The organism is Streptomyces roseochromogenus subsp. oscitans DS 12.976 (assembly GCF_000497445.1).
GTDB lineage: Bacteria > Actinomycetota > Actinomycetes > Streptomycetales > Streptomycetaceae > Streptomyces > Streptomyces oscitans.
Window position 1 is genome coordinate 358,077 of sequence record NZ_CM002285.1, and the last position, 23,865, is coordinate 381,941.

Sequence of the window (23,865 nt, forward strand, 5' to 3'; positions counted from 1 at the left end):
GTACCGCGGGCCCGGCTCGCGGAGACGGCACGAGCCATGCTGGGCGCGCAGGCACGGGTCTCGGCTGTCGCAGGGGGCGGGGTGACGGCCGAGGTGCCCGGCCGCCGGGTCGATCTGTCGGCGGACGCCCTCGCCGACCGCGCCCTGGACCGGCTGGGCGCGCGGGCCGAGACGCTGTGGGGGCCACCGTGACCGCGGGCGGCATCCAGGGAGCAGACGCCGAACCGGCACTCTCACGAACGGACGGCGCAGCGCGCCCACGGATCCTCCGGGTCGCCGGCCCCCTCGTGGAGATCGCCTGCCCCGCCTCGGTCGCCATGCACGACCTGGTGATGCTGGGCGCCGCCCGGCTGCCGGGCGAGGTGGTCGCCATCAAGGGCGATACGGCCACCGTCCAGGCGTACGAGTACACCGGCGGGCTCGCCCCCGGACATCCGGCGGAGCCCCAGGGCCGGCCGTTGTCCGTACGGCTGGCCCCGGATCTGCTGCGCGGTGTGTTCGACGGTCTGCTGCGGCCCTTGGCCTGCGCCGGTGACCTTCTGACGAGCGGATCCAACGCGGCGCCGGACGAGCGTAGTTGGCCGTTCACTCCACATGTCGCCGAGGGCGCACTGGTCTCGGCCGGGGACCTTCTGGGGGAGATAGGAGCGAGCGTGTCGCTCCGCCTCCTGGTGCCTCCGGACCTCTCGGGCACGGTGACCCGGATCGCGGCGGCGGGTGATCACTCCCCGGACACCGTACTCGCCGTGGTGGGCGGGCAGGAGGTGCGCATGGCACAGTCCTGGCCGGTGCGCACGCCGCGGCCGGTCGCGGAGCGACTGCCGGCGGACCTGGCGCTGCACACCGGGCAGCGCGCCGTCGATCTGCTCTTCCCGGTGGCCCGCGGCAGTACGGTCGCCGCGCCGGGCGGCTTCGGCACCGGGAAGACCATGCTGTTGCAGCAGATCGCCAAGTGGTGCGACGCCGACGTGATCGTCTACGTCGGCTGCGGCGAGCGCGGGAATGAAATGGCGGACGTCATCGCGGAGTTGGCGGAGCTGACCGACCCCCGCACCGGAGGACGCCTGGCCGATCGCACGGTGACCATCGCGAACACCTCCAACATGCCGATGATGGCCCGCGAGGCGAGCGTGCACACGGGTGCGACGGTGGCCGAGTACTTCCGCGACATGGGCTTGGACGTCGTGCTCATCGCCGACTCGACCTCCCGTTGGGCGGAGGCACTGCGTGAGTTCGCCTCCCGGATGGGCGAACTCCCTGCCGAGGAGGGCTATCCGGCGGGGCTCGCCTCCCGACTGGCCGCGTTCTACGAGCGGGCCGCCACTGTGCGCACCCTGGGCGGTGCGACCGGCTCCGTCACGGTGATCGGTGCCGTGTCCCCGCCGGGCGGCGACCGCACCGAGCCGGTCACCGCGCACACCGAACGCTTCGTACGGTGCCTGTGGAGCCTGGACCGCGACCTTGCCTACGCCCGCCACTACCCCGCCGTCTCCTGGGCGGAATCCTTCTCTCGGGACGCCGCCGCACTGACCGCCTCCCAGGCCCGGGCCGGTGACCCGGGGTGGGCCGAGCGGCGCGGACGGGTGGCACGGCTGCTCGCGGAGGCGGACCGGCTCGCCGATCTGGTGGAGTTGGTGGGCATCACGGCGCTGCCGCCACGGGAGCGGGTCAGCGTGCTCGCGGGGCGGCTGCTGCGCGAGGCCGTGATCCAGCAGAACGCACTGTCATCGGCAGATGCCTACAGCGCCCCCGAGAAGACCACCGTACTCGTCGAAGCTGCGCTGACGGTGATCGACCGCTGTCTGGAACTGGTGGACTCCGGCGCTCCGGCGGACACGGTCGAGGCAGTGGACTTCACGCCGCTCCTGCGCGCCCGTGAGACCGCGGGCCCCGCCGAGACCGCTCCGGTGGCAGCCGCACGGGACACCGTGCTGGATCGGCTCAAGGCAGTGACACGGGGAGCGACATGAGCGGCACAGGCAACGCGGTGGGCGTCGAGTACACGGGCGTGCGGGAACTGCGCGGGCCGCTCGTGGTCGTCGAAGGCGTGCGCGGGGTGGGCTGGGACGAGTTCGCGACGATCGTGCTCGACTCCGGTGAACGACGGCACGGGCTGGTCCTCGAAGTGGACCGGGACCTCGCGGTGGTTCAGGTGCTTGAGGACACGGCCGGCATGGACCGGACCGGCACCCGCATCGCCTTCGCCGGGACGCCGCTGCGCATGCCGGTGGGCTCCGGGTGGCTGGGACGGGTGTGCAACGGGCGGGGCGAACCGGCCGACGGCGGGCCGCCCGTGCTCGGCGGAACCTACGCGCCGGTCGGCGGCGCGCCGATCAACCCGGTGCGCCGTGAGCCGCCGACCGAGCCGGTGCTGACCGGGGTGGCCGCCGTCGATGTCCTCACCACGCTGGTGCGGGGCCAGAAGCTGCCGGTGTTCTCGGCGGCAGGCCTGCCCCATCTGGAGCTGGCGGTGCAGATCGCGGCCCAGGCGACGTGCGGCGGTGAGCCGTTCGCCGTCGTGTTCGCCGGCATGGGGCTCACGCACGCCGACGCGGCGTTCGTCCGGGACGGGCTCGCCGCCCGCTCCGCCGCACGGGAACTGGCCCTCCTCGTGAACACGGCCGACGACCCGGTGATCGAACGATTGCTCACCCCACGTCTCGCGCTGACCGTCGCCGAGCACCTCGCGTTCACGGAGGGCCGGCACGTCCTGGCGGTGATGACCGACATGACGGCCTACGCGGAGGCGTTGCGCGAAGTGTCGGCCGCGCGGGGCGAGATACCGGCGCGCCGGGCCTACCCGGGCTACCTCTACAGCGACCTCGCGTCCCTCTACGAACGCTGCGGCAGGATCAGGGGCCGCCCGGGATCGGTGACCGTCCTCCCGGTACTCACCATGCCCGCGGGCGACATCACCCACCCCGTGCCGGACCTCACGGGCTACATCACGGAGGGCCAGATCGTGCTCTCCGCCGAGGTCCACGCCACCGGCACATATCCCCCGGTCGACCCACTGGCCTCGCTGTCCCGGCTGATGCGCAAGGGAACCGGACCAGGGCGCACCCGCGCCGATCATCCGTCCGTCGCCGCGCAGTTGATCGCCGCGCTGGCCCGCTCCCGGCAGGTGCGCGACCTCGCCGACCTGATCGGACGCCCCGCGCTCAGCCCGACCGACCTGCGTTTCCTGGACCTGGAGGACGCCTTCCGCCACCGGTTCCTCGCCCAGGGCGCGGACGAGAACCGGTCGTTGGACGAGTCCCTGGACCGGGCCTGGGAGGTGCTGTTGACCCTTCCGACCAGCCAGCTCGGCATGATCCCCGCCGACCTGCTCGACGCCCATGCCCCGCCCCGGCACGAGGAGACGCCATGAGCGAGCACGGGCGCCGGGTACCGGCGGGGCGTGCCGGCCGGCTACGGCTTCGCCACAGCCTCGCCACCGCGCTGCGCGGAGCGGACCTGCTGGAACGCAAGCTCCGGCTCCTGCTGGACCGGGAGCGCGCGGAGCGACGAGCGGCTGAGGAAGCCGGTCGCGTCTGGCGGGAACGGCTGGCTGACGCCGAATCCTGGCTGGTGCGCGGGGTGTTGCTCGGCGGCGAGCGAGCGCTGGCGGAGGCGGTCCCGGCGGACCAGGCCTCCGTCGAGGTCCGGTGGGACGCGCTGATGGGTGTACGCCATCCCGCGGGCGTGGCCTGGACCGGACCCGTCCGCTCACCGGCGGAACCGACGCCGTCCAACACGGCGCTCGCGCACGCGGAGACGGCCTACCGTGCCGCGGTCCGCGCCGCGGCGGACCACGCCGCCCACCGGTCGGCCGCCGAACTGCTCGCCGCCGAAGCGGCACGGACCCGGCAGCGGGTCCGCGCCCTGCGCCGCCACTGGATCCCCCGGCTGCGCGGTGAAGTGGCGGCGGTGGAACTCGCCCTGGAGGAAGCCGAACACGAGGAAGCGGTACGACGCCGCTGGGCCGCGACGCACGGAGCCGCGTGAAAGCCGCCGGCACACCGATGGCGGGCCCGTGGCCGGGCCCGCCCCGCGCAGCCGGCTGCCGTCAGGTGCCGTGCTTGATCTCGACGTGCTTGGCCGCCGGCTTCTCGGCGCCCATGCCGACACTCACCGTGAGCATGCCGTCGGTGTAGTCGGCCGTGACGTCGTCCTCGTCGGCGCCGGGCGGCAGCGTCACGCTGCGGCTCATCACGCCGTACCGGATCTCGCTGTGGTTCTTCGACACGTCCCGCTCGCTGCGTTCGGCCTGGACCGTGAGTACCCCGTCGCTGATGAAGACGTCGATGTTCTCGGGCGCCACGCCCGGAAGCTCCGCCCGCATCACATAACGGCCTTCCTCCGTGTAGTCCTCGATGCGCACCGTGTACAGCTCGCCCATGGTGGGCATCGCGAACCGGGCGGGAAGATTCTCGAACCAGTCCGGGATGTCCGGGAACGGGAACCTCTGCGCGCGTTTCAGCGTTGCCATCACCGTACCTCCTCGGTTGTCGTCGTCTGCCGACACCTCCGGTGCAGCGCGCCCGGAGCTGTCGTACTGAGGCCGAACAGCCCACACCAGGGGCCTTATGTCCTTTTTACCCACACCTGGCGCGATCAGACTGGTAACGAGGGAACGACCACACACGGCGGCGATCACCATGTCCGACGTCACCACGACCGATCTCTACGAAGTGACCATGGCCCTGTCCTACCTCCGGGAGGACATGCGGGCCCCGGCCACTTTCAGCCTCTTCGTCCGCGACCTCCCGCGCGGCCGGGGCTTCCTCGTCGCCGCGGGTCTGGAACCCGCCCTGGACTTCCTGGCCGACTACCGTGTGGAGCGGGAGGACGTCGAGGAGTTCGCGGCCGCGCTGCACCGACCGGTCCGGGACCTCGAACCCCTCCTCGGCCTCGCCTTCGAGGGCGAGGTGCGTGCGGTGCCGGAGGGTCATACGGTGTTCGCCGACGAGCCGCTGCTGGAGGTGACCGCCCCGCTGCCGCAGGCCCAGCTCGTCGAGACGTACCTGCTGAACCAGGTGTGCCACCAGACGGCCGTGGCGTCCAAGGCGGCACGCTGCGTCCTGGCCGCAGAGGGTAAGCCTGTCGTGGACTTCTCGCTGCGCCGCACGCACGGCCCGTGGGCCGGCCACCAGGCGGCCCGGCTGGGTGCCCTGGTGGGTTTCGCCGGCACCAGCAACGTCGCCGCCGCCACCGCCCTCGGCATCCCGGCGTCGGGCACCATGGCTCACTCGTACGTCGAGGCGTTTCCGGGCGAGGAAGAGGCGTTCCGCGCTTTCGCGCGCACCCACCCCGGGCCGGTCACCTTTCTCGTCGACACCTACGACACCGAGGAAGGCGTGCGCACAGCCGCCCGGGTCCTGAGCGAGCTCCGGCGCGGTCCGGGTTGCGCCATCCGCCTGGACAGCGGCGACCTAGAAGCGCTGGCACGCCGGGCACGCGCCGTTCTGGACGCCGCCGGTCTGGCCGACGTGCGGATCGTGGCCAGCGGCGGGCTCGACGAGTACGGCGTGGCCCGGCTGGTCCGCGCCGGCGCCCCGATCGACGTGTACGCCGTGGGCACGCGGGTGGGCGTGGCGGCGGACGCCCCCTATCTGGACGCCGCGTACAAGCTCGTCGAGTACGACGGCCGCCCCGTGATGAAGCTGTCCTCGGCGAAGGTCACGGCACCGGGCCGCAAGCAGGTGTTCCGCCGCACCGGACGGCCCGACGTCATCGCGCTGTGCGGGGAGGAGCCGCCGGACTCCGCCCGGCCGCTGCTGCGCACCGTCATGCGGGGCGGTCGGCGAACCGGACCGCCGGACCACTGGCAGGACGCCCGCGAGCGGTTCCGCGAGGACATGGCCGGTCTCCCCGAACCGGCCCGTCGCATCCACGACCCCGATCCGGTCAGGCCGGTCCGTTCCCGGGCCCTTGCCGAGCTGACCGCCAGGGTACGCGCCGGCATCGAAGCCCGACTGGACCCGGAGCACGCGGGTCCGGCGCCCTCCTGCGGCCCAGCGCTGGCCGAGCGCACGTAGTCAACAATCCCGGCGCGGAGGGGGTCGCCGAGCCCGGCCTCGGGACCAATGGCCCCTGGCAGATCGGCCGTAGCGCGGCCTGCAATGGAATCGGCGGCGGCACTCCTCGGTGCCAACCGCAGGGAGGAGGCGAGGGCGATGTCCGCTCCCGCATCAACGAAGACGATCCACCCGGCTGTGCCGAGTACCGGCCCTGCGGCGGCCGGGGCCTCGATGCGCGCCGGTGCGGGGGACGAGATGGTGGTACGCGGCACCAGGGCCGGAGTCACAGCCCGGGCCTACGACGTGCGCCGGGCCGACGACGGACATGCAGCAGGCAGGTCTGTGGCATGCAGGTCTGCGGCAGCCCCGTCGGCCCACGACGAGCCGATCACCGGAGGCGGTCATGTCCCGGCCCGGTGACCGACGGCCGATCGTGGTGGGCGTCGATCCCGATCCCACCCACCGGATGGCGCTGGCCTGGGCGGCCGACGAAGCCGCTCGCCGTCGGCTGCCGTTGCGTGCGGTCCACGCCGAGGGCGTGCCGACCAGGGGCTATCGGGGACGGGAGATCCGGCCGTCCTGGGAGGAGTGGAACGCGGCACTGCACAAGGCGGGCCAGCAGGTAGTCGAAGAGGTCGCGGAGTTCGTCGCGGCGAAGCACCCTCAGCTCCAGGTGGACACCGTGCTGACGGAGGGCGATCCCGTGTGGGTGCTGCGCGAGCAGAGCCGCGACGCAGCGGCCGTCGTACTCGGCTCGCGGCACCTGAGCCGGGCGCAGGAGATCTTCGGCTCCGCGTCGGTCGCCGTGCCCGTCATGGCCCGCGCACACTGCCCGGTGGTCGTCGTACCCGAGCCGGAGCACATCACCCAGGATCCCGCGTACTTCGTCGTCGGCGTCGACGGCAGTGACCACTCCGCGGCCGCGGTCGACATGGCGTTCGAGGAGGCGGCCCTGCGCGGCGCCGAGCTGCGGGCCCTGTTCGTCTGGGAGGCCGGTCCGTTCAGGGTGTTCGACGAGCACGGGCCGCAGCAGGAGTCCCGCCGGCTGCTCTCCGAGATCGTGGCCGGTCGCCGCGCCCGCTACCCCGAGGTGGACCTGCGTCACGAACTGGTCGTCGGGCATCCCGTGCAGGTGCTGACCGAGGCCTCGGCCCACGCGCTGGGACTGGTGGTGGGCACCCGGGGCCGCGGAGGATTCACCGGCATGTTGCTGGGCTCGGTCAGCCAAGGCGTACTGCACCACGCGCGCTGCCCCGTGATCGCCGTACCGTCCGCACCTGTGTAGGCCACGCGGCCGGTACGCAGTGGGCAGAGGAAGTCCGCTCGGCCTCACGTCAGGCCCTCTCGGCCCCGCATCAGGCCCGCTCGGCCCCTGCCCCGCCGCGGCGCCCGGAGCACAGGGTGGAGGCATCGGACGGAGGCGCTCGGTCTGTCGTCCGCGGCGCGGGCGTCGGCCTCTCTGGCCTGAACCGGCACACCCGCGGCGAAGGGAAGCCACCGTGTCTGCAGAACCCTTTGACGAACACACCATCACGGACCTCGTGGCGGATGCCACGGCGGCGCCCTCGCTGCACAACGCACAGCCCTGGAGGTTCCGTTACCTTCGCGGCCTCGGCGTCCTGCGCCTGTACGCCGACCTGGAACGCACCCTGCCGCGCACCGACCCGGAGAAACGAGGTCTGCACATAGGGTGCGGCGCCGCGTTGCTCAACCTCCGGGTGGCCGCCGCCGCGGCGGAGCTGGCGCCGGAGGTCCGGCTGCTCCCGGACCCGGCCGACGCGGAGTTCCTCGCCGAGGTGCGTCTGCGCGGCACCGCTCACCCCGACCAGGCGCTCGCCCTGTTGCGGCCGGCGATCGTACGCCGGCACTCCAGCCGCCACCCGTTCCGCGACGAGGGGATCTCCGCCGCCGTGCGGGAGCGTCTGCACGACGCGGCCCGTGCCGAGGGCGCGCACCTGCTGTTCCCGGGAGCCTGGCACGTGCAGTCGATCCTGGAGCTGGTGCGGGACGCCGAGGGATCGGAGGCGCTGGACGCGGGGATACGCGGTGAGACGGAACAGTGGGCGCACACGGAACCGTCGGGGACCGAAGGGGCGACGGACGGCATCCCCGCCGAGGCGTTCGGCCCCGCCCCACGCGGTGGCGGCACTCTCGTACGTGACTTCGCCGCTGGACGCCCGATGCCGGACCGCCCCTGGGCGTCGTTCGAGAAGAACCCGAACATCGCCCTGCTGGGCACGGCCTATGACGAGCCTTCGGACTGGCTGTGCGCCGGGCAGGCACTGGAGCGGGTCCTGCTCCTGGCCACCACGGACGGGCTGGTCGCCTCGGTGATCTCGCAGCCTTTGGAATGGCCCGACCTCAGGTGGGCGGCTCGTGACCCCGTCTCGGCTATGGCTCATGTGCAGATGGTGCTCCGGCTCGGCTACGGCCCCGAGGGCCACCCGAGCCCGCGCCGACCGGTCGACGACGTGCTCGACATCGTCTGAGAGCGTCCCTTGCGTCCCGGCGCAGCCACAGGGTCCGGACCCGACAGTGAGGAGTATGCGCATGAAGGTCTCCGAGGCGATGACCGCCCCGCCGGTGTGCGTCACGCCCCACGTATCGCTGGTGGAGGTGACCCGGCGGATGACCGAGTACGCCGTGGGCTCCGTCCTCGTCGTGGAGGATGACGCACTCCTCGGCATCGTCACCGACCGCGACGTCGCCCTGCGCGGCTTGGGCGGCGGCCTGGCCCCGGACGCACCGGTGGACAGGGTGATGTCGGCCGAGGTCGTCACGGTCGAGGCCGACGACGACCTCCAGGTCGCGTACCTGGCGTTCCGCCGTACCGGGGTGCGCCGCCTTCCGGTGCTCGACGGGCACCGGGTGGTCGGGATGCTGACGGTCGACGACCTGTTCCTGGACGTCTTCCGGCGGCTGGGCGACCTGCTGGGAGCGGTCGCCTGGAGCGTGCTCCATGAGCCGCCCGGGCCGTCGTCGGCATGCGGAGTTCCGCATGTGCCCTGAACCGGCCCGCCGGGCGACGGCCGCACCGCGCGAGGGCGGCCGCGCGGTCTCACCCCGGCCGAGGCCGCCGCACGGCAAGCCCGCTACGGCTCCAAGGAACTGCCCGGCGTGAGCCGCGGGCACGTGCAGCGGCGGCTGGTCGCCCAGTTCACCGACCTCTTCGCGGTGGTGCTGCTCGTCTCTTCGGCGATCACCTTCCTCGCGTACGTCCTGGAACGGCCCCAGAGGCCGAGGACGCGTGCGAGCTCGTACTGCTGGAGCGCGCGGGCGCGCTGACCTGCGACCTCGTCATCGCCGCCACCGGACGGGGCGAGGACAACCTCGTCATCAGCCTGCTCGCGAGGGGCCGGTTCGGCGTCGCGCGTGGCCGCGCGGGTCAACGAGGCGGAGAACACCTGGCCTCCTCGATGGCTCAGCAAGGCGGGAGTCGAGGTCATCGAAACCGCGATCACCGAGGAGTCCCGGGTCGCTCGGACCTCGGCTGAAAGTTCAGGACGGCTCGGCGCGCACGATCACCACCGGACAGCTCGCGTGCTGCGACACATGCTGGCTGACGGAACCGAGCAGGGCGCGGGCGAACCCGCCCCTGCCCCGGCTGCCCACCACCAGGACCTCGGCGCCTTCGGCCGCCCGCAACAGGACGTCGGCGGCGTTGCCGTGGACCACATGGGTCCGGACGGTGTCCGTCGCGTCCTCGCCGAGTACGTCGGTCAGTTCCCGCGTCACCTTCTGCCGGGTCTCGTCCTCGTCGACGTCCATGTCCACGGCGGGCGCCGACCAGCCGTACAGCCCCGGCAGCTCCCACACCGCGACCGCGTCCACCGTGCCGCCGACGAGGCCCGCGTAGCGCACGGCCCAGCGCAGAGCCGCGTACGAGGACCGCGACCCGTCGACGCCGACCACGATCCTCGGCCCGGAGACATCCTTGTCCATCTGTCCCACCTCTCCTACGGCTGTCAGGCCGCCCGAGCGGTCGCGCCTTCGTCCCCACGCTGCGCGAGGCATGGCCACATCGCCAGAGTTACGCCTCCGGGCGCATGACGAACGGCGCTGCGATCAGCTGCGACAGCGCGCCGTCCAGCCGGGCTCGAAGCGTTCCCGCTCGCGGGTCCACCGGGCCGCGCGGCGGCGTTCGAAGTACTGTCCGACGGCCCACCGCGTGGTGTACGCGCCCGCGACGCCCGCGAGTGCCGTCCCGCAGCCCACCGCCACTCCGGCGGTCGCCGCGAAATCCCGCCCTTCCGGAGGGGCGGCGATGGTGCCGTGGGCGTCCAGCCAGACGGTCGCGGTGGCCCCCTGGTGGAGCCAGGCCCGCACCGGCGCGACACCCGCGTGTTGGCCGTTGTGGTCGCTCCACCGCGCGAGCGCGTCGAAACCCGACTGCGCGCCGGGACGGTCGCCGCCCGACCGTGCGTCCGTCAGCAGGAGCGCGGTGACGGGGTGCAGCCGCGCCGGCTGCGTCTGCCGTACTTGCGTGTAGTGGCTGTAGGTCGCCTGTCCGGCGGCCCACACCGCGAGCGGCAGGGCCAGCACGGCGAGGGCCGTCAGGAAGGCGCGAAGCCTGCGCTCCAGCCTGTCCGCCGGCCGTTCCAAGGGGCTCCGGCCGCTGGCGGGCCCGAGCGGGCCCCACTGGGCGGGTGAGCCGGGGGAAGGCCGGTGGCCGGGAGGATCCGGTGTCCGCGTGGCACGGCCCTCCGCTCTCGGTTCGTCGGCTCCGTACGACTGTCGCCGTCCCGCACCGTGGATCCGCCCGGTATGAGCCCCACGGGCCTCACCAGTGCCGTTCGGCCCCAAGAAGCCAGGAGACAGGGCGGTCCAGTACGTGGGCGCGGACGTGCCGGCGACCGCTTCGGCGCGTGTCTCTCGTTCTCAGCCAGACAGACTTCGTCAGCCGAACAGAGTCCGCACGCGGATGGTCTCGACCTGCCGCCACGTCCCGCCGGGCAGCAGTATCCAATCCCCGGCCCCGCGTTGGGCGTTCCTGCGGGCGGAGCCGGCCGTCGGCCGCGCTGCCCGGAGGCGCGCCGACCTCGGCGAGGGGAGCCGCCGGGCACCGCAGCCGGTGCGCTCGGCTCGCGGGTCGATTCGGGTGCGCTTGCTCATCGTCCCTCCGTCCACAGGGGACGCGCTCACCGCCGCTGCGGTACGACCGCGACGGGGCACTGGCCATGGTGCAGCACGGCGTGGCTCACGCGACCGAGCTGGAACCCGAAGCGGCCCGTCCTGCGACGTGCGCCGACGATCACGAGATCGGCGGCCGCGGACCGGTCCGCGAGGACCTTTCCGGCGGAGCCTTCCAGCGTCGTCGGCCGCGTTCGGACGTGCGGATACTCGGCGGTCACGGCGTTGAGCTGCGCGTCGAGGAGGGCGGAGGCCCGCTCCTCGTACACGTCCGCCGCTGCTCCGGTTCGTACCCGCTCGCCGCTCCGCTCGTAGGCGGGCCTGCGCCAGGCCCGTACCACGTCCAGGACGCAACCGCGCACCTCGGCTTCGCGGAAGGCGAACCGCAGGGCCTCCGCGCTCGCGTCGGCTTCCCCGAGGCCGAGCAGGATCCGCTCGTGCGTGCCCGCGAGCCCGGCCCGATCGCCCCGGACCACGACCACCGGGCAGGGCGCGCGGCCCGCCACGGCCAGACTGACCGATCCGAGAAGCATTCCCTTGAGCCCACCACGGCCGCGCGATCCCGTCACCAGCGCGAAGGCATCGTCACCCTCGCGTACGAGAGTGTCCGCGGCGTCCTCGGGAATGATGTCGGCGGTCACCTTCACATCGGGGTTGCGGCGCTCGGCACGTTCGGCCGCGGAGGCCACGATGTGCTCCGCCAGCACCTGCTCGGAAGGGCGCCCCTGGCTCACCGACGGGAGGGCGTCCTCATAACGCGCCCACAGGGAGGCGTGGACCAGCCTCAGCGGCAGACCGTGGCGTGCGGCCTCGTCCAGGGCCCAGTCGACCGCGAGCAGACTCGGGTCCGACCCGTCGACGCCCACCACCAGGGGACGTGCCATCTCGCCACCACCTTTCACAAGGCCGCCACCTCGTGCAACGCATGGAGGTGAACTTCACCGTGGCACTCCGCCCCTGAAGCCGCGAGGGGCGCTTCGGCCCGCGCCGGAGGACCTTCGGCCCCCTATCGAGAACCGGCGCCGTCAGCTCCCTTCGTACGCCTGCCGCACGCGGGCGGCAACCCGGTCGGTCAACTCGGGGAGAGCCGACCGCACCGCTTCGCTCAGGCCCGCGCCCAGTGCGACGTCGGCCACCTCGACGGCATGCACCACCAGCTTCTGCGGCAGCCGGCCGAGAGCCTCCGCCAGGGCGAGACACTCCGCCAGCCCGAAGGCATGCGTGCTCGCCGTCCCCGCTGGGTGTCCGGCCACCTCCTCCGGTGTCAGGGTGTGCAGCTCACCCGGCCGGCCCGACCGTGTACGGAGGGCTTCCACCACGACCACGGTGTCCGCACCGCGCCACAGGTCGAGCATGCGTGCGGGTTCACCGTCGCTGACCGTCAGGACGGTGTCGTCCGGAACACGCCCCCGCAACGCCTCCACCACTGCCGGGCCGGCCCCGTCATCACCGCGCAGCGGATTGCCCACCCCGATCACCACCACCCGGCCGCTCATGTGCGCTCCACGGTCAGGTCGAGGAAGTGCGCGGAACAGGAGATACAGGGATCGTGATTACGGATGGCTCGTTCGCACAGGAGAGTGAGCTCCTCGTCGTCGGCGTCGGGCCCGTCCCTGTCCAGACGCGTCTGCACCGCCCTGCGTACGTCCTCCTCGATGGCCGTCTGGTTCTGGGCCGTGGGCGGGATGATGCGGGCCCCGGTGAGCGTGCCGTCCTCCGTGAGGGCGTAGCGGTGGTACAGCAGCCCCCGGGGTGCCTCTGTGGCCCCGGCGCCGACCGCCCTGCGCGGCGGGACCTCCACGGCCGGTCGGGGAGGCTGTGCGTATCCGTCGATGATCCGCAGGGCCTCTTCGACGGCATGGACCACCTCCACGGCACGTACGACGATGCTCCGGAAGGGGTTGTCGCAGATCGCGCCCAGGGCGGGGTCGCCCAGTCCCGCGTCCCGCGCCGCTTCGGCCGCCACTGGGTGCAGCCACTGGCCGTTGATCGCGTAGCGGGCCAGCGGGCCGGTCAGGAAGCGGCGGTCGTCGAGTGTGGCGGTCAGGGCCGTGGAGTGCGGGACCTGCCGTTCCCGGACGTGCTGTTCGAAATCGGAGAGGGCGAACTCGCGGGCCGCCCGGGGTCCGCCCCGGGCGGCGATGACCGCCGGTGTTCCGGAGTCGATGGCGTAGTGGCCAGGGTCGCGGAGGGCGAGCAGGTCGTGATCGTACACAGCGTCGGGGAAGTCGAACGCGGCGACCCAGCGCACGGTCTCCAGCGCGTCCTCCCGGGCCTGCCGCAGCCTTTCCGCCAGCGGACGGAGTTCCCGCGGCGCCGGGGTCCGGTAGAAGCCGCCGATCCGGACGTTGACGGGGTGGATGGGCCGACCGCCGAGCTGTTCGAGGATCGCGTTACCGGACTGCTTGAGCCTCAGGCCGCGCTCCACGGCGGCACGTTGGTCGCGGGCGAGTCCCACCACGTCCGCAAGGCCGAGGAAGTCCGGCGCGTGCAGCAGATAGATGTGCAGGGTGTGGCTCTCGATCCATTCGCCGCAGTACAGCAGGCGCCGCAGGTCCGCGAGCGGGCCGTCCACCGTGACACCGCAGGCGTTCTCGATCGCCTGGCAGGCGCTCATCTGGTACGCGACCGGGCAGATGCCGCAGATGCGCGACGTGATGTCGGGGGGTTCGGTATGGCCCCGGCCGCTCAGGAGCGCCTCGAAGAAACGGGGCGGTTCGTAGATGCGGAGCCGTGTCTCCGCGACGGTCCCCCCGTCGACACGCAGATGAAGGGCTGCCTCGCCTTCCACCCTGGCCAGCGCGTCGAGTCGCAGGACGCGGGTTCCGCGAGGGTTCATGCGGGCCTTTCCGGGTGGGTTTCCGTCGTCGCCGGCGGCCTCTCCTGCTTCTCGGCCGCGAGGTCGGGTACGGGGGCATGTTCGGGCGACGCGGCGTTGAACGTGCGGAAGACACGCTGGATGTCCTGCTCACTCATCCCGTCGTGGCGCAACTGGGCGACCATCGAGCGCAGGTTGGGCCGGCTCATGGGTCCGAAGCAGCCGTAGCAGCCGCGTCCGAAGGCGGGGCAGATGGCACCGCACCCCGCGTGCGTGACCGGGCCCAGACAGGGGATGCCGTGGGCCACGGTGATACAGGTGGTGCCGCGCCTCTTGCACTCGAAGCAGACGCTGTGGCCGGGGACCCGGGGTCTACGCCCGGCCAGGTAGGCGGTGATGACTTCGAGGAGCTGGCGTCGGTCGATGGGACAGCCGCGCAGTTCGAGGTCGACCGGGACATGGGCCGAGATCGGGGTGGAAGTCTCCAGCGTGGAGATGTACTCCGGGCGGGCGTAGACCGCGGCGATGAACTCGTCGACGTCCGAGAAGTTGCGCAGCGCCTGGATGCCGCCCGCGGTGGCGCAGGCTCCGATGGTCACGAGGTACCGGGAGATGCGGCGGACGTGCTGGATCCGCTCGGCGTCCTCGGCGGTGGTGATCGATCCTTCGACCAGGGAGAGGTCGTACGGCCCCCGGCCGTCCAGCCGCGCACGTTCCCCGCCGGCGCCCTCGGCCGGGGTCATCTCCAGGAAGTGCTCGATCCGTACGCGGTCGGTGAGGCCGAGCAGTTCGTCCTCACAGTCGAGCAGGGTCAGCTGGCACCCGTCGCAGGAGGCGAACTTCCACACGGCGAGCGTCGGCCGTGGGTCGGTGGCCCGTCCCGGTTCAGTGGTCATGTCACAGCTCCCTCACGTCACAACTCCCGCACGAGAAGCAGCGGGGCCACGCGGTCGTAGCTGACGACCGGACCGTCGCGGCACAGCAGGAGCGGGCCGAGCTGGCAGTGGCCGCAGTGCCCGGTGGCACAGCGCATATTGCGTTCCAGGGACACCTGCACGCGCTGCGCGACCAGACCCCGGACCAGCAGGTCGCGTGCGGTGTGCCGCATCATCACCTCGGGCCCGCACACAAGCGCGCAGGTTCGCTCGGGCCGCAGATCGAGACGGTCGAGGAGGGTGGTGACCACACCCACCGCACCGCGCCAGCCCGGCCCGGGACGGTCGACAGTCACCTCCACCCGCGCCGGGCCGCACCAGCTCTCGATCTCGTCCCGGTAGACCAGGTCCGCGGGAGTACGGGTGCCCACCAGGATCGCAAGCGAGCCGTAGTGATCCGGCCGGTCCAGGACCTCGTGCACGACCGGCCGGAGCGGGGCCAGCCCGATGCCACCGGCGATCACCAGCACATCGTGACCGGCTGCCGCCCGAAGGTCCCAGCCTGTTCCGTACGGCCCGCTGAGCCCCACGGTGTCCCCCCGGCGCAGCCGGCAGAGAGCGGTCGAGACCGCACCCACGGCGCGCACGGTGTGCACCAGCCCGCCGTGGCGTCCGCGCAGACCGCTGGCCGAGAGGGGGATCTCGCCGACCCCGAACGCGTAGATCATCGCGAACTGCCCCGGTGCGAAGGAGGGCAGTTCGCCTCCGACCGGCACGAGTTCGATGGACCGTGTGTCGGCGGTCTCGGCCAGGGTCTCGGCCACGCGGTACGGCAGCGGGGGCGCGACAGTGCTCATGGCGTGCCGTCTCCGCCCGCCGGGTCCGGTTCCGGTGAGCCGGTGGAGGCAGCCCAATCGTGCAGAGCGGCGGCTTCCTCGGTGATGTCGATGCCGACCGGGCACCACACGATGCAACGGCCGCAGCCCACACAGCCGGACGAGCCGAACTGGTCGTACCAGGTGCCGAGTTTGTGGGTCATCCACTGCCGGTAGCGACTGCGCGAGGAGGCGCGGACCGGGCCGCCGTGGAGATGGGAGAAGTCCAGGTCGAAGCACGAGTCCCACAGCCGCCACCGCTCCGCGTGGTCGCCGGTGAGGTCGGTGACGTCCTCGGTGGTGGTGCAGAAGCAGGTGGGGCAGACCATGGTGCAGTTTCCGCAGGTCAGACACCGTCCGGCGACATCGTCCCAGCGGGGCGCGTCGAGCGTTCCGGCCATCAGTTCCCTGAGGTCCGCTTCGGGCATGGTCCGTCCCATGCGGTCCGCGGCCGCGGTAACGCCTGCGCGAGCCGCCTCCTGGGTCTGCGGGTCGGCGGGGCGGCCTGGCAGCTCGGCCAGGATCTCGGCGCCCTCCTGGCTGCCGCCGCGGATCCAGAAGCGGTGCCCGTCGTCATCGGCCACTTCGGTCATCACCAGGTCGTAGCCGGGGCCGGCGGCGGGGCCGGTGTTCATCGAGACGCAGAAGCAGGTGGCACCGGGTTCCGTGCATTCGACCGCGATCAGCAAGGCCCCGGAGCGTCGCCCGTCGTAGCCGGGGTCGCGGTGCGCCCCACCGGTCAGGACCCGGTCCTGGACGGCGATGGCCCGCAGATCGCAGGGACGCACGCCCAGGAACGCGTACCGAGGAGGCGGCGCCTGGTCCGCCTCGAAGACCAACTGGCCCTCCACCCGGTCGGCGCTCCACTCCCGCACCCTCGACGGATGCAGGAAGGACTTCCAGGACTGGGGACCCGCCGCGTTGGCGAAGGCCGCGCCGTCGGACCGCTCGCGCAGCCGGTACCGCCCGGCCTCCAGCTCCACGCCCCATCCGTACGGCAGCTCGTCAGCCGACCCCAGTTCCGCCAGCACGATGGCACCGTCGCGGACCGTGGGCCCGATCACGGTGAACCCGCGTCCGATCAGCACGTCCACGAGCGCGGCCATGCCGTCCTTGCCCATCACGAGCCCGTCGGTCCCGGCGGGCGCGGAGGCGTTCACATCGGCGTCGGTGCTCATGACCGCAGCATTTCCCCTGCGATGGGACGTCGATAGAGCCATGCGGGTAGTCGATGGAGCCATGCGGGCAGGGGACTGGTCCGTTCGTCCCGTTGTCCTCGTTGAGCATGGTTCAGCACGCTCGCCGCTGTGGGAAGACGAGGTAGGTACGGCCCTCGCGTCCCCACTCCCCGTACTCGGGGATCAGACCGGCGTCCATCGCCCGCAGACAGGGGCGGCCGATGTGCGCGTAGACCAGGCGCCCGATCCGGTGCCGTACCGCTTCCGGGCCGATGTCCCGCACGGGGGCGTGCCCGCCCACTCCTCCGCGGAAGCGGATGGGGCGGTCCCAGCCCGAGGCTTCCGCGAACATCAGGTCCGCGTCCGCCGCCCAGGCCGGGAAGGCCCAGAACTCAGGAGCCCACACCACCGCCGCCGCCCCTGCCTCGATCCGGTAACCGCAGGTCGGATGCGAGGTGTGCGCGACCGGATGCGCGCGGACCCGCAGCTCGCCGAGGTCCGCGTCCGCCATGCGGGGCACCAGCCCGCGCTCCGCGGCGAGGTGACGCAGGGCGGAGCGGAGTTCGGCATGCTCGTCGGTGACGAGCCAGGCGTCCACCCGGCCCTCGGGCGGCTCCGCGCCGGGACCGCCGTCGAAGACGACGCGATGGCGGCCGTGGACGACCAGCAGGCCGGCCGGTGCGAAGCGCGGCGACGCCATGGCGCCCACGCCCAGCAGCGTGAGTCGTAGCCGCGGCGCCATACCCGTCACCTCCCTGGGATCGCCCCGGTCATCGTCCCAGCCGCGCCGTGGCCGCGTACCTGAGCCGTCCGGCCGCGTACGAAGGCCGTTCGACCCAGTGCGGCCGGGGCAGCAGGGGCGGATGGTCGAAGCAGGCCCGGAGGAAGGAGGGTCCGGCATGCCGTGGGAGACCATCCGGAAGGACACCCCGCCTCGGATCGCCCCCCATCTGGGCGACTACGACAAGGAGTGCGCGGGCTTCTCGTGGTCGGACGCGCGGGCCAGGCTTCAGGGACTGCCCGGCGGGCGCGGGCTGAACATCGCGCACGAAGCCGTGGACCGGCACGCGGCATCGGCCCGCGCGACGGCGGTCGCGCTGCGCTGTGTCGGGCGGGACGACTCGGTCACCTCGGTGACGTACGAGGAGCTGGCCCGTGCCACGGCGCGGTTCGCCAACGTGCTCCGTGCCCTCGGTATCGGTCACGGCGACCGGGTGGTGACGCTGCTGGGCCGGTGCCCCGAGCTGTACACCGTGGTCCTGGGCACGCTGAAGAACACCAGCGTCCTGTGCCCGCTGTTCTCCGCCTTCGGACCGGACCCGGTGTCCCAGCGGGTGACGCTGAGCGACGCGCAGGTCATGGTCACCACGGCGGACCTGTACCGCAGGAAGGTCGCCGGACGACGCGGCGGGCTCGCCGCCCTGCGCCACGTACTGATCGTCGGCGAGGGCACGGACGAACTGCCCGGCACCATGTCATTCGCCACGCTGATGGCCGACGCAGCCGACACCTTCACCATTCCGCCGACCTCGCCCCACGACATGGCCCTGCTGCACTTCACGAGCGGCACGACGGGCATCCCCAAGGGCGCGGTGCATGTGCACGAGGCGGCCGTGGCCCACTACATGTCCGCGCTGTACGCCCTCGACCTGCACCCGGACGACGTGTTCTGGTGCACCGCCGATCCGGGCTGGGTCACCGGCATGTCGTACGGGATCCTCGCACCGCTCATGCACGGCGTGACGGTCGTGGTGGACGAGGGCGACTACGACGCCCGCCGCTGGTACCGCATCCTCGCCGAGCAGCGGGTGAGCGTCTGGTACACCGCGCCGACGGCCCTGCGCATGCTGATGCGGACGACGCCGCGGACCGGGCCGTACGACCTGCCCCGCTCGTTCGACCTGAGCGCGCTGCGGTTCATCGCCTCGGTCGGCGAGCCGCTGAATCCGGAGGCTGTGGTGTGGGGGCGGGACGTGCTCGGTCTGCCGGTCCACGACAACTGGTGGCAGACGGAGACCGGCGCCATCATGATCGCCAACTTCGCCGGCTGCGAGATCCGTCCCGGCTCGATGGGGCGTCCGCTGCCCGGTGTGGAGGCGGCGGTGCTGCGGCGCGGGGAGGACGGCCGGGCCGAGGTCATCGCTGGGCACGTCACCGTACTGGAGAAGCCGGGCATGGAGGGCGAGTTGGCGCTGCGGCCCGGCTGGCCGTCCATGTTCCGCGGCTATCTGCACGACGAGCCACGCTCCGCGGCGGCTTTCGCGGGCGGCTGGTACCTCACCGGCGACCTGGTACGGCGCGACGCGGACGGCTGGTACTGGTTCGTGGGGCGGGCCGACGACGTCATCAAGTCGGCGGGGCACCTCATCGGGCCGTTCGAGGTCGAGAGCGCCCTGATCGAGCATCCGGCGGTCGCCGAGTCCGGGGTGATCGGCCGGCCGGATGCGGTCGCCGGGAACATCGTCAAGGCGTTCGTCACGCTGCAGCCGGGCTTCGAGGCGACCCCCGAGACCAGGCGGGAACTGCTGGCTTTCGCAAGGCGCCGGCTGGGTCCCGCCGTGGCACCCCGTGAGATCGACTTCGACCAGCATCTGCCGCACACCCGCAGCGGGAAGGTCATGCGCCGCCTGCTGCGGGCACGTGAACTCGGTCTGCCCGAGGGTGACATATCCACTCTGGAGGACTCCACGCCGGAAGACTCCGCCTCGAAGGCTTCCTCCGCGGAGAGGACGGAGCAGTCCGTATGAGCACCACCCGTACCCCGCGCGCGCCGCGGCCCGCGACCCGGCCGAACCGCCAAGCGGCGCACCGTCTGGCCCTGCTGGAGTCGATGCTGCGCGTCCGCCGGTTCGAGGAACGCTGTGTGGAGCTGTACAGCGCCGCCCGCATCCGGGGTTTCATGCACCTCTACATCGGCGAGGAAGCCGTCGCGGTCGGCGTCAACGAGGCACTCACGGCCGACGACGCGGTCGTGTCGACGTACCGCGAACACGGACACGCCCTCGCCCGCGGGGTTCCGGCCGAGGCGATCATGGCGGAGATGTTCGGCAGGGTCACCGGGTGCAGCCGGGGCCGCGGCGGTTCCATGCACCTCTTCGACGCCGGCCGTCGTTTCTACGGCGGCAACGCGATCGTCGGCGGCGGGCTCCCCCTTGCGGCCGGCCTCGCCCTAGCCGACCGCATGACCGAACGGAACCGTGTCACCTGCTGTTTCTTCGGCGACGGCGCCTTCGCCGAGGGCGAGTTCCACGAGACGGCCAACCTCGCCGCGCTCTGGGGACTGCCCCTGCTGCTGGTCTGCGAGAACAACCTGTACGCCATGGGCACCGCGCTCGCGCGTCACCAGGCCCAGACCGACCTCGCGCTGCGTGCCGCCGGGTACGGCATGGTCTCCTGGGCCGTGGACGGCATGGACGTCTTCGCCGTCGAGGACGCCGCCCGCCGGGCCGCCGAAGGGGTACGGGCCGGAACCGGACCGCACTTCCTGGAGATGCGCACGTACCGTTTCCGCGCCCACTCCATGTACGACTCCGACCGCTACCGCGACAAGGCCGAGATCGAGCACTGGAAGGAGCGGGACCCGGTCGAGGGGCTCGCCCGGCGGCTGCGGGAGGCGAACGAGCTGACCGACAAGGCCCGTAGCGCCCTGGAGGACCGCCTGGCCACCGAGATCGACGGCGCCGTCGCAGCCGCCGAGCGGGCGGCGGAAGAACCCGTCGAGGATCTGCTGAAGTACGTCACCAGCCCGGTGGAGGCGAGCCCACCATGACCGCGACCCACACCCGTACCGCCGTCCCCACGGCTCCCGCCGACCGGAAGACCACGTATCGGGAGGCGATGCGCGAGGCCCTGCGCGAGGCGCTGCGCACCGATGAGCGGGTGTTCCTGATGGGCGAGGACGTGGGCCGGTACGGCGGCTGTTTCGGTGTCAGCCTCGGTCTGCTGGAGGAGTTCGGACCCGAGCGGATCCGCGACGCCCCGCTGTCGGAGTCCGCGTTCGTCGGCGCCGGCATCGGCGCGGCCCTGGCGGGCATGCGGCCGATCGTCGAGATCATGACGGTCAACTTCAGCCTGCTGGCCCTGGACCAGATCCTCAACAACGCGGCGACGCTGCTGCACATGTCGGGCGGCCAGCTGCCGGTGCCGATCGTGATCCGGATGACCACCGGGGCGGGGCGGCAGCTCGCCGCCCAGCACTCGCACAGCCTGGAGGGCTGGTACGCGCACATCCCCGGCCTGCGGGTCCTGGCCCCGGCGACCCTCACCGACGCCCGGTACATGCTGGCCCCCGCGCTGGCCGACCCCGACCCCGTACTGATCTTCGAGCACGGCAGCCTGTACAACGCCTCCGGAGAACTGCCGGCCGACGCCGGTCCGGTCGGCATCGACCACGCTGCGGTCCGCCGCGCCGGGACGGACGTCTCCCTGATCACCTACGGCGGCTCACTTCCCAAGGCCCTGGCCGCCGCCGACGACCTCGCGGGCGGCGGCATCAGCGCGGAGGTCGTAGACCTGCGCACCCTTCGCCCCTTGGACGACGCCACCATCGGCGACTCGGTCGCCCGCACCCACCGCGCCGTCGTCGTGGACGAGGGCTGGCGCAGCGGCAGCCTCGCCGCGGAGATCTCCGCCCGCCTGACGGAACAGCACTTCTACGACCTGGACGCCCCCGTCGAGCGGGTGTGCAGCGCCGAGGTTCCCATGCCGTATGCGCGCAGGCTGGAGGAGGCCGCACTGCCCCAGGTCCACGGGATCGTCGCTGCCGCACACCGAACGGTCGGCGACCCCATGCCGGCGTCCGGTACCGACGAGGCGAAGCGGCTGCCGGTCCATCGGGAGGGCGGGCTGAGATGACCGAGTTCACCATGCCCTCGCTCGGCGCGGACATGGACGAAGGCGTACTGAAGGAGTGGCTCGTGGGCCCAGGGGACCGAGTGCGCAACGGCGACGTCGTGGCCGTCGTGGAGACCGACAAGGCGGCCATCGAGGTCGAGTGTTTCGAGTCGGGCACGGTGGGACGGCTGCTCGTCCCACCGGGCACCAGGGTGCCGGTGGGCGCACCACTCGCGGTCATCGAGGGCGAGGGCGCGAGCGGCGCGCGGGCGGACGCTCGTGGGGAGCCGACGGCGACCGGGGCTGAGGCGGTCCCGCCCATGGTCGCCGCATCCGTCGCTGCATCCGTCAGGGGGCCCCTCCCGCAGGAGCCGCCGATGCGCGCGAAGGCCGATCGGGAACGGGCCGCAGGGGTCGAACACCCGAAACCTCGGCGGCAGACGGTCGGGGGGCTCAAGTCCGTCCCGGAGATCCGATCGGAACCCGGGAAGAAGTCCGCACACACGGCGGCCGGCCCAACTGCCCAGCAGCCCGTCGTGTCCGCAGAGACCGACTCGATTCCCGGGACCGGACCGCTCGTACGGCACCTCGCGGTGCGGCGAGGCGTCGACCTGACGACACTGCACGGCACCGGGCGCGGCGGACGGATCACCCGTGGCGACGTCGAGCACGCCCGGCCAGGCCCGGTGACCAGGGTGCGGGCCACCCCGTACGCCCGGCGCCTCGCCCATGACCTGGGCGTCGACCTGGCGGCGCTGCGCGGCACGGGAGACAGCGGAGCCGTGCGGGCGGCGGATGTGCACGCGGCTGTGCGCGCACGAGCCGTACGACACGAACCCGAGCGGCCGACCGCACAGCAGCGGGACGAGGAGCGCACGCAGGTGGCTGTGGCGGGAGACACCCGGCCGGAGCAACGTACGGACACCATGCGCCGGGCCGTCGCCGACCTCGTGAGCAGATCCAAACGGGAGATCCCGCACTACTACCTGTCCACCACGATCGACCTCGCGGCGGCCATGGACTGGCTGCGCCGGTTCAACCGCAGCCGGCCGCCCGCCGACCGCCTCGTGCCGGCGGCTCTGCTGCTGAAGGCCGCCGCCGTGGCGGCGCGCGAGGTGCCGGCCCTGAACGGCTACTGGCAGAATGGCGGCTTCGTCCCCGGCGCCGCGGTCAACCTGGGTGTCGCGGTGTCGCTCCGGCAGGGCGGACTGCTCGCACCCGTGATCGACCGCGCCGACACCCTGTCGCCCGACGCCCTCATGGCCCGCCTCAAGGATCTGGTGCAGCGGGCTCGCCGGGGACGGCTGCGGGGCAGCGAGATGTCCGGCGCCACCCTGACCGTCACCAACCTGGGCGACCAGGGCGTGGAGAGTGTGTTCGGCGTCATCCATCCACCCCAGGTGGCCCTGGTCGGCTTCGGCGCGGTCGTCGAACGGCCCTGGGCGACCGGCGGCATGCTCGGCGTGCGCCCCGTGGTGACCGCGACCCTGGCCGCCGACCACCGGGCCACGGACGGTGCGGTCGGCGCCCGGTACCTCACGGCGGTCGACCAACTGCTGCAGAAACCGGAGGAGTTGTGAGTCGGATGAAACCCTTGGACCACGCGGAGGCGATGTCCGTGATCAAGGAGTCGATCACCCAGATCGTGCCCGACGCGGACTTCGCTCAGGTCGAGCCGGACGACAAGTTCCGTGACGTGCTCGAACTCGATTCGCTCGATTTCCTCAGCCTGGTACAGCTGCTGTCCGAGCGCACGGGCATCCGGATCGACGAGGAGGACTACCCGGAACTGACCACGCTGTCCGGCGCCACACGCTTCCTGGTCGACAGATCGAAGGAGAGCCCTGGCGCAGCCCCGTGAGCCGCCGCGAAGGGGGGCCGTATCGAACAAAGAGGAGGAGCGGCCATGTCACTGTCCGAGGCTCCCGGCACCGCGAAACCGGATACTGTCTCCGACCGCCAGGCGGTGAGCGGCAGCTCCCTGCCCATGATGCGGCACCTGTTCGGCGCGTCCCCGTCGCTGCGCGGACTGGCCGATCTCCCTCTCCCGGACCGCCCGCTTGGCTTCCGGCAGGCCCCGCCCTGGCAGTGTCCGGACCCTCTGCTCTACGGGTTGAGTAGCTGTACGGGTTGAGTAAGAGACTTGGAGTGCCT

Annotated in this window: 25 protein-coding genes; 15 read left to right on the forward strand and 10 right to left on the reverse strand. The window is 72.3% G+C overall.

Going from position 1 to position 23,865, the window contains the following annotated elements; genetic code table 11:
• The 4 genes from M878_RS97240 to M878_RS52150 form a co-directional block, all read left to right on the forward strand.
• Nucleotides 1–192 (forward strand): hypothetical protein (locus M878_RS97240; RefSeq protein ID WP_158692621.1); only part of this gene is annotated, 192 nt, incomplete at its 5' end.
• A complete protein-coding gene (locus tag M878_RS52140) occupies nt 189–1,970 on the forward strand; it encodes a V-type ATP synthase subunit A (protein ID WP_245238010.1) in 1,782 nt (593 codons plus the stop codon). The genes M878_RS97240 and M878_RS52140, both read left to right, overlap by 4 nt.
• Nucleotides 1,967–3,370 carry a V-type ATP synthase subunit B gene (locus tag M878_RS52145; RefSeq protein WP_023544393.1) on the forward strand — a complete coding sequence of 468 codons (1,404 nt, stop codon included), beginning with the start codon at nt 1,967–1,969 and terminating at the stop codon, nt 3,368–3,370. The genes M878_RS52140 and M878_RS52145 overlap by 4 nt, the downstream gene beginning before the upstream one ends.
• Nucleotides 3,367–3,987, forward strand: a complete 621-nt coding sequence (locus M878_RS52150) for a V-type ATP synthase subunit D (protein WP_023544394.1) — start codon at nt 3,367–3,369, stop codon at nt 3,985–3,987. The genes M878_RS52145 and M878_RS52150 overlap by 4 nt, the downstream gene beginning before the upstream one ends.
• A gap of 61 nt (nt 3,988–4,048) precedes the next feature.
• Here M878_RS52150 and M878_RS52155 read toward each other — a convergent pair whose 3' ends face one another.
• Nucleotides 4,049–4,471: an Hsp20/alpha crystallin family protein gene (locus M878_RS52155; RefSeq protein ID WP_023544395.1), complete on the reverse strand. Its 423-nt coding sequence runs from the start codon at nt 4,469–4,471 to the stop codon at nt 4,049–4,051.
• 169 nt (nt 4,472–4,640) lie between these two features.
• Between M878_RS52155 and M878_RS52160 the strand changes: the two genes are divergently transcribed.
• From M878_RS52160 to M878_RS93430, 5 genes are all read left to right on the forward strand, one after another.
• Nucleotides 4,641–6,020 (forward strand): nicotinate phosphoribosyltransferase, encoded by a 1,380-nt coding sequence (locus M878_RS52160; protein ID WP_023544396.1) that lies wholly within the window; start codon nt 4,641–4,643, stop codon nt 6,018–6,020.
• Between the two features lie 385 nt (nt 6,021–6,405).
• On the forward strand, nt 6,406–7,287 hold the full coding sequence (locus tag M878_RS92835) for a universal stress protein (protein WP_023544397.1): 882 nt from the start codon (nt 6,406–6,408) through the stop codon (nt 7,285–7,287).
• Nucleotides 7,288–7,501: 214 nt separating this feature from the next.
• Nucleotides 7,502–8,491 carry an Acg family FMN-binding oxidoreductase gene (locus M878_RS52170; protein WP_023544398.1) on the forward strand — a complete coding sequence of 330 codons (990 nt, stop codon included), beginning with the start codon at nt 7,502–7,504 and terminating at the stop codon, nt 8,489–8,491.
• Between the two features lie 61 nt (nt 8,492–8,552).
• Nucleotides 8,553–9,011: a CBS domain-containing protein gene (locus tag M878_RS52175; RefSeq protein WP_023544399.1), complete on the forward strand. Its 459-nt coding sequence runs from the start codon at nt 8,553–8,555 to the stop codon at nt 9,009–9,011.
• Nucleotides 9,012–9,110: 99 nt separating this feature from the next.
• Nucleotides 9,111–9,287, forward strand: coding sequence for a hypothetical protein (locus M878_RS93430; protein ID WP_245238358.1), 177 nt, complete (start codon nt 9,111–9,113; stop codon nt 9,285–9,287).
• 213 nt (nt 9,288–9,500) lie between these two features.
• Here M878_RS93430 and M878_RS52185 read toward each other — a convergent pair whose 3' ends face one another.
• From M878_RS52185 to M878_RS52225, 9 genes are all read right to left on the reverse strand, one after another.
• Complete coding sequence (locus tag M878_RS52185; RefSeq protein ID WP_023544401.1) at nt 9,501–9,944, reverse strand: universal stress protein; 444 nt, start codon at nt 9,942–9,944, stop codon at nt 9,501–9,503.
• A gap of 123 nt (nt 9,945–10,067) precedes the next feature.
• Nucleotides 10,068–10,604 carry an Rv1733c family protein gene (locus M878_RS52190; protein WP_023544402.1) on the reverse strand — a complete coding sequence of 179 codons (537 nt, stop codon included), beginning with the start codon at nt 10,602–10,604 and terminating at the stop codon, nt 10,068–10,070.
• Nucleotides 10,605–11,140: 536 nt separating this feature from the next.
• Nucleotides 11,141–12,016: a universal stress protein gene (locus M878_RS52195; RefSeq protein ID WP_023544403.1), complete on the reverse strand. Its 876-nt coding sequence runs from the start codon at nt 12,014–12,016 to the stop codon at nt 11,141–11,143.
• A gap of 141 nt (nt 12,017–12,157) precedes the next feature.
• Complete coding sequence (locus tag M878_RS52200; protein WP_023544404.1) at nt 12,158–12,628, reverse strand: hydrogenase maturation protease; 471 nt, start codon at nt 12,626–12,628, stop codon at nt 12,158–12,160.
• Nucleotides 12,625–13,971: a Ni/Fe hydrogenase subunit alpha gene (locus M878_RS52205; RefSeq protein ID WP_023544405.1), complete on the reverse strand. Its 1,347-nt coding sequence runs from the start codon at nt 13,969–13,971 to the stop codon at nt 12,625–12,627. Before M878_RS52205 ends, M878_RS52200 begins: the two co-directional genes overlap by 4 nt.
• The gene (locus tag M878_RS52210; RefSeq protein WP_023544406.1) at nt 13,968–14,846 is read right to left on the reverse strand and encodes an NADH-quinone oxidoreductase subunit B family protein; all 879 of its coding nucleotides are present in this window, start codon (nt 14,844–14,846) and stop codon (nt 13,968–13,970) included. Before M878_RS52210 ends, M878_RS52205 begins: the two co-directional genes overlap by 4 nt.
• A 17-nt stretch (nt 14,847–14,863) precedes the next feature.
• Nucleotides 14,864–15,682, reverse strand: coding sequence for an FAD/NAD(P)-binding protein (locus M878_RS52215; RefSeq protein WP_023544407.1), 819 nt, complete (start codon nt 15,680–15,682; stop codon nt 14,864–14,866).
• Entirely contained in the window at nt 15,679–16,878 is a 1,200-nt protein-coding gene (locus M878_RS52220) for a 4Fe-4S dicluster domain-containing protein (protein WP_023544408.1), read from the reverse strand. The genes M878_RS52215 and M878_RS52220 overlap by 4 nt, the downstream gene beginning before the upstream one ends.
• Before the next feature lie 112 nt (nt 16,879–16,990).
• Nucleotides 16,991–17,620, reverse strand: a complete 630-nt coding sequence (locus tag M878_RS52225) for an MBL fold metallo-hydrolase (RefSeq protein ID WP_023544409.1) — start codon at nt 17,618–17,620, stop codon at nt 16,991–16,993.
• A gap of 157 nt (nt 17,621–17,777) precedes the next feature.
• Between M878_RS52225 and acsA the strand changes: the two genes are divergently transcribed.
• Genes acsA through M878_RS52255 form a run of 6 tightly spaced genes read left to right on the forward strand, consistent with a single transcriptional unit; the run spans nt 17,778 to nt 23,845 of the window.
• The gene (acsA, locus tag M878_RS52230; RefSeq protein ID WP_023544410.1) at nt 17,778–19,625 is read left to right on the forward strand and encodes an acetate--CoA ligase; all 1,848 of its coding nucleotides are present in this window, start codon (nt 17,778–17,780) and stop codon (nt 19,623–19,625) included.
• A complete protein-coding gene (gene pdhA / locus M878_RS52235; RefSeq protein WP_023544411.1) occupies nt 19,622–20,647 on the forward strand; it encodes a pyruvate dehydrogenase (acetyl-transferring) E1 component subunit alpha in 1,026 nt (341 codons plus the stop codon). The genes acsA and pdhA overlap by 4 nt, the downstream gene beginning before the upstream one ends.
• Nucleotides 20,644–21,732, forward strand: coding sequence for an alpha-ketoacid dehydrogenase subunit beta (locus M878_RS52240; RefSeq protein WP_023544412.1), 1,089 nt, complete (start codon nt 20,644–20,646; stop codon nt 21,730–21,732). The genes pdhA and M878_RS52240 overlap by 4 nt, the downstream gene beginning before the upstream one ends.
• Nucleotides 21,729–23,291, forward strand: a complete 1,563-nt coding sequence (locus M878_RS52245) for a 2-oxo acid dehydrogenase subunit E2 (protein WP_023544413.1) — start codon at nt 21,729–21,731, stop codon at nt 23,289–23,291. Before M878_RS52240 ends, M878_RS52245 begins: the two co-directional genes overlap by 4 nt.
• A gap of 5 nt (nt 23,292–23,296) precedes the next feature.
• Complete coding sequence (locus tag M878_RS52250; protein WP_023544414.1) at nt 23,297–23,572, forward strand: acyl carrier protein; 276 nt, start codon at nt 23,297–23,299, stop codon at nt 23,570–23,572.
• Between the two features lie 45 nt (nt 23,573–23,617).
• Nucleotides 23,618–23,845 (forward strand): hypothetical protein, encoded by a 228-nt coding sequence (locus M878_RS52255; protein ID WP_023544415.1) that lies wholly within the window; start codon nt 23,618–23,620, stop codon nt 23,843–23,845.
• Nucleotides 23,846–23,865 lie beyond the last annotated feature (20 nt).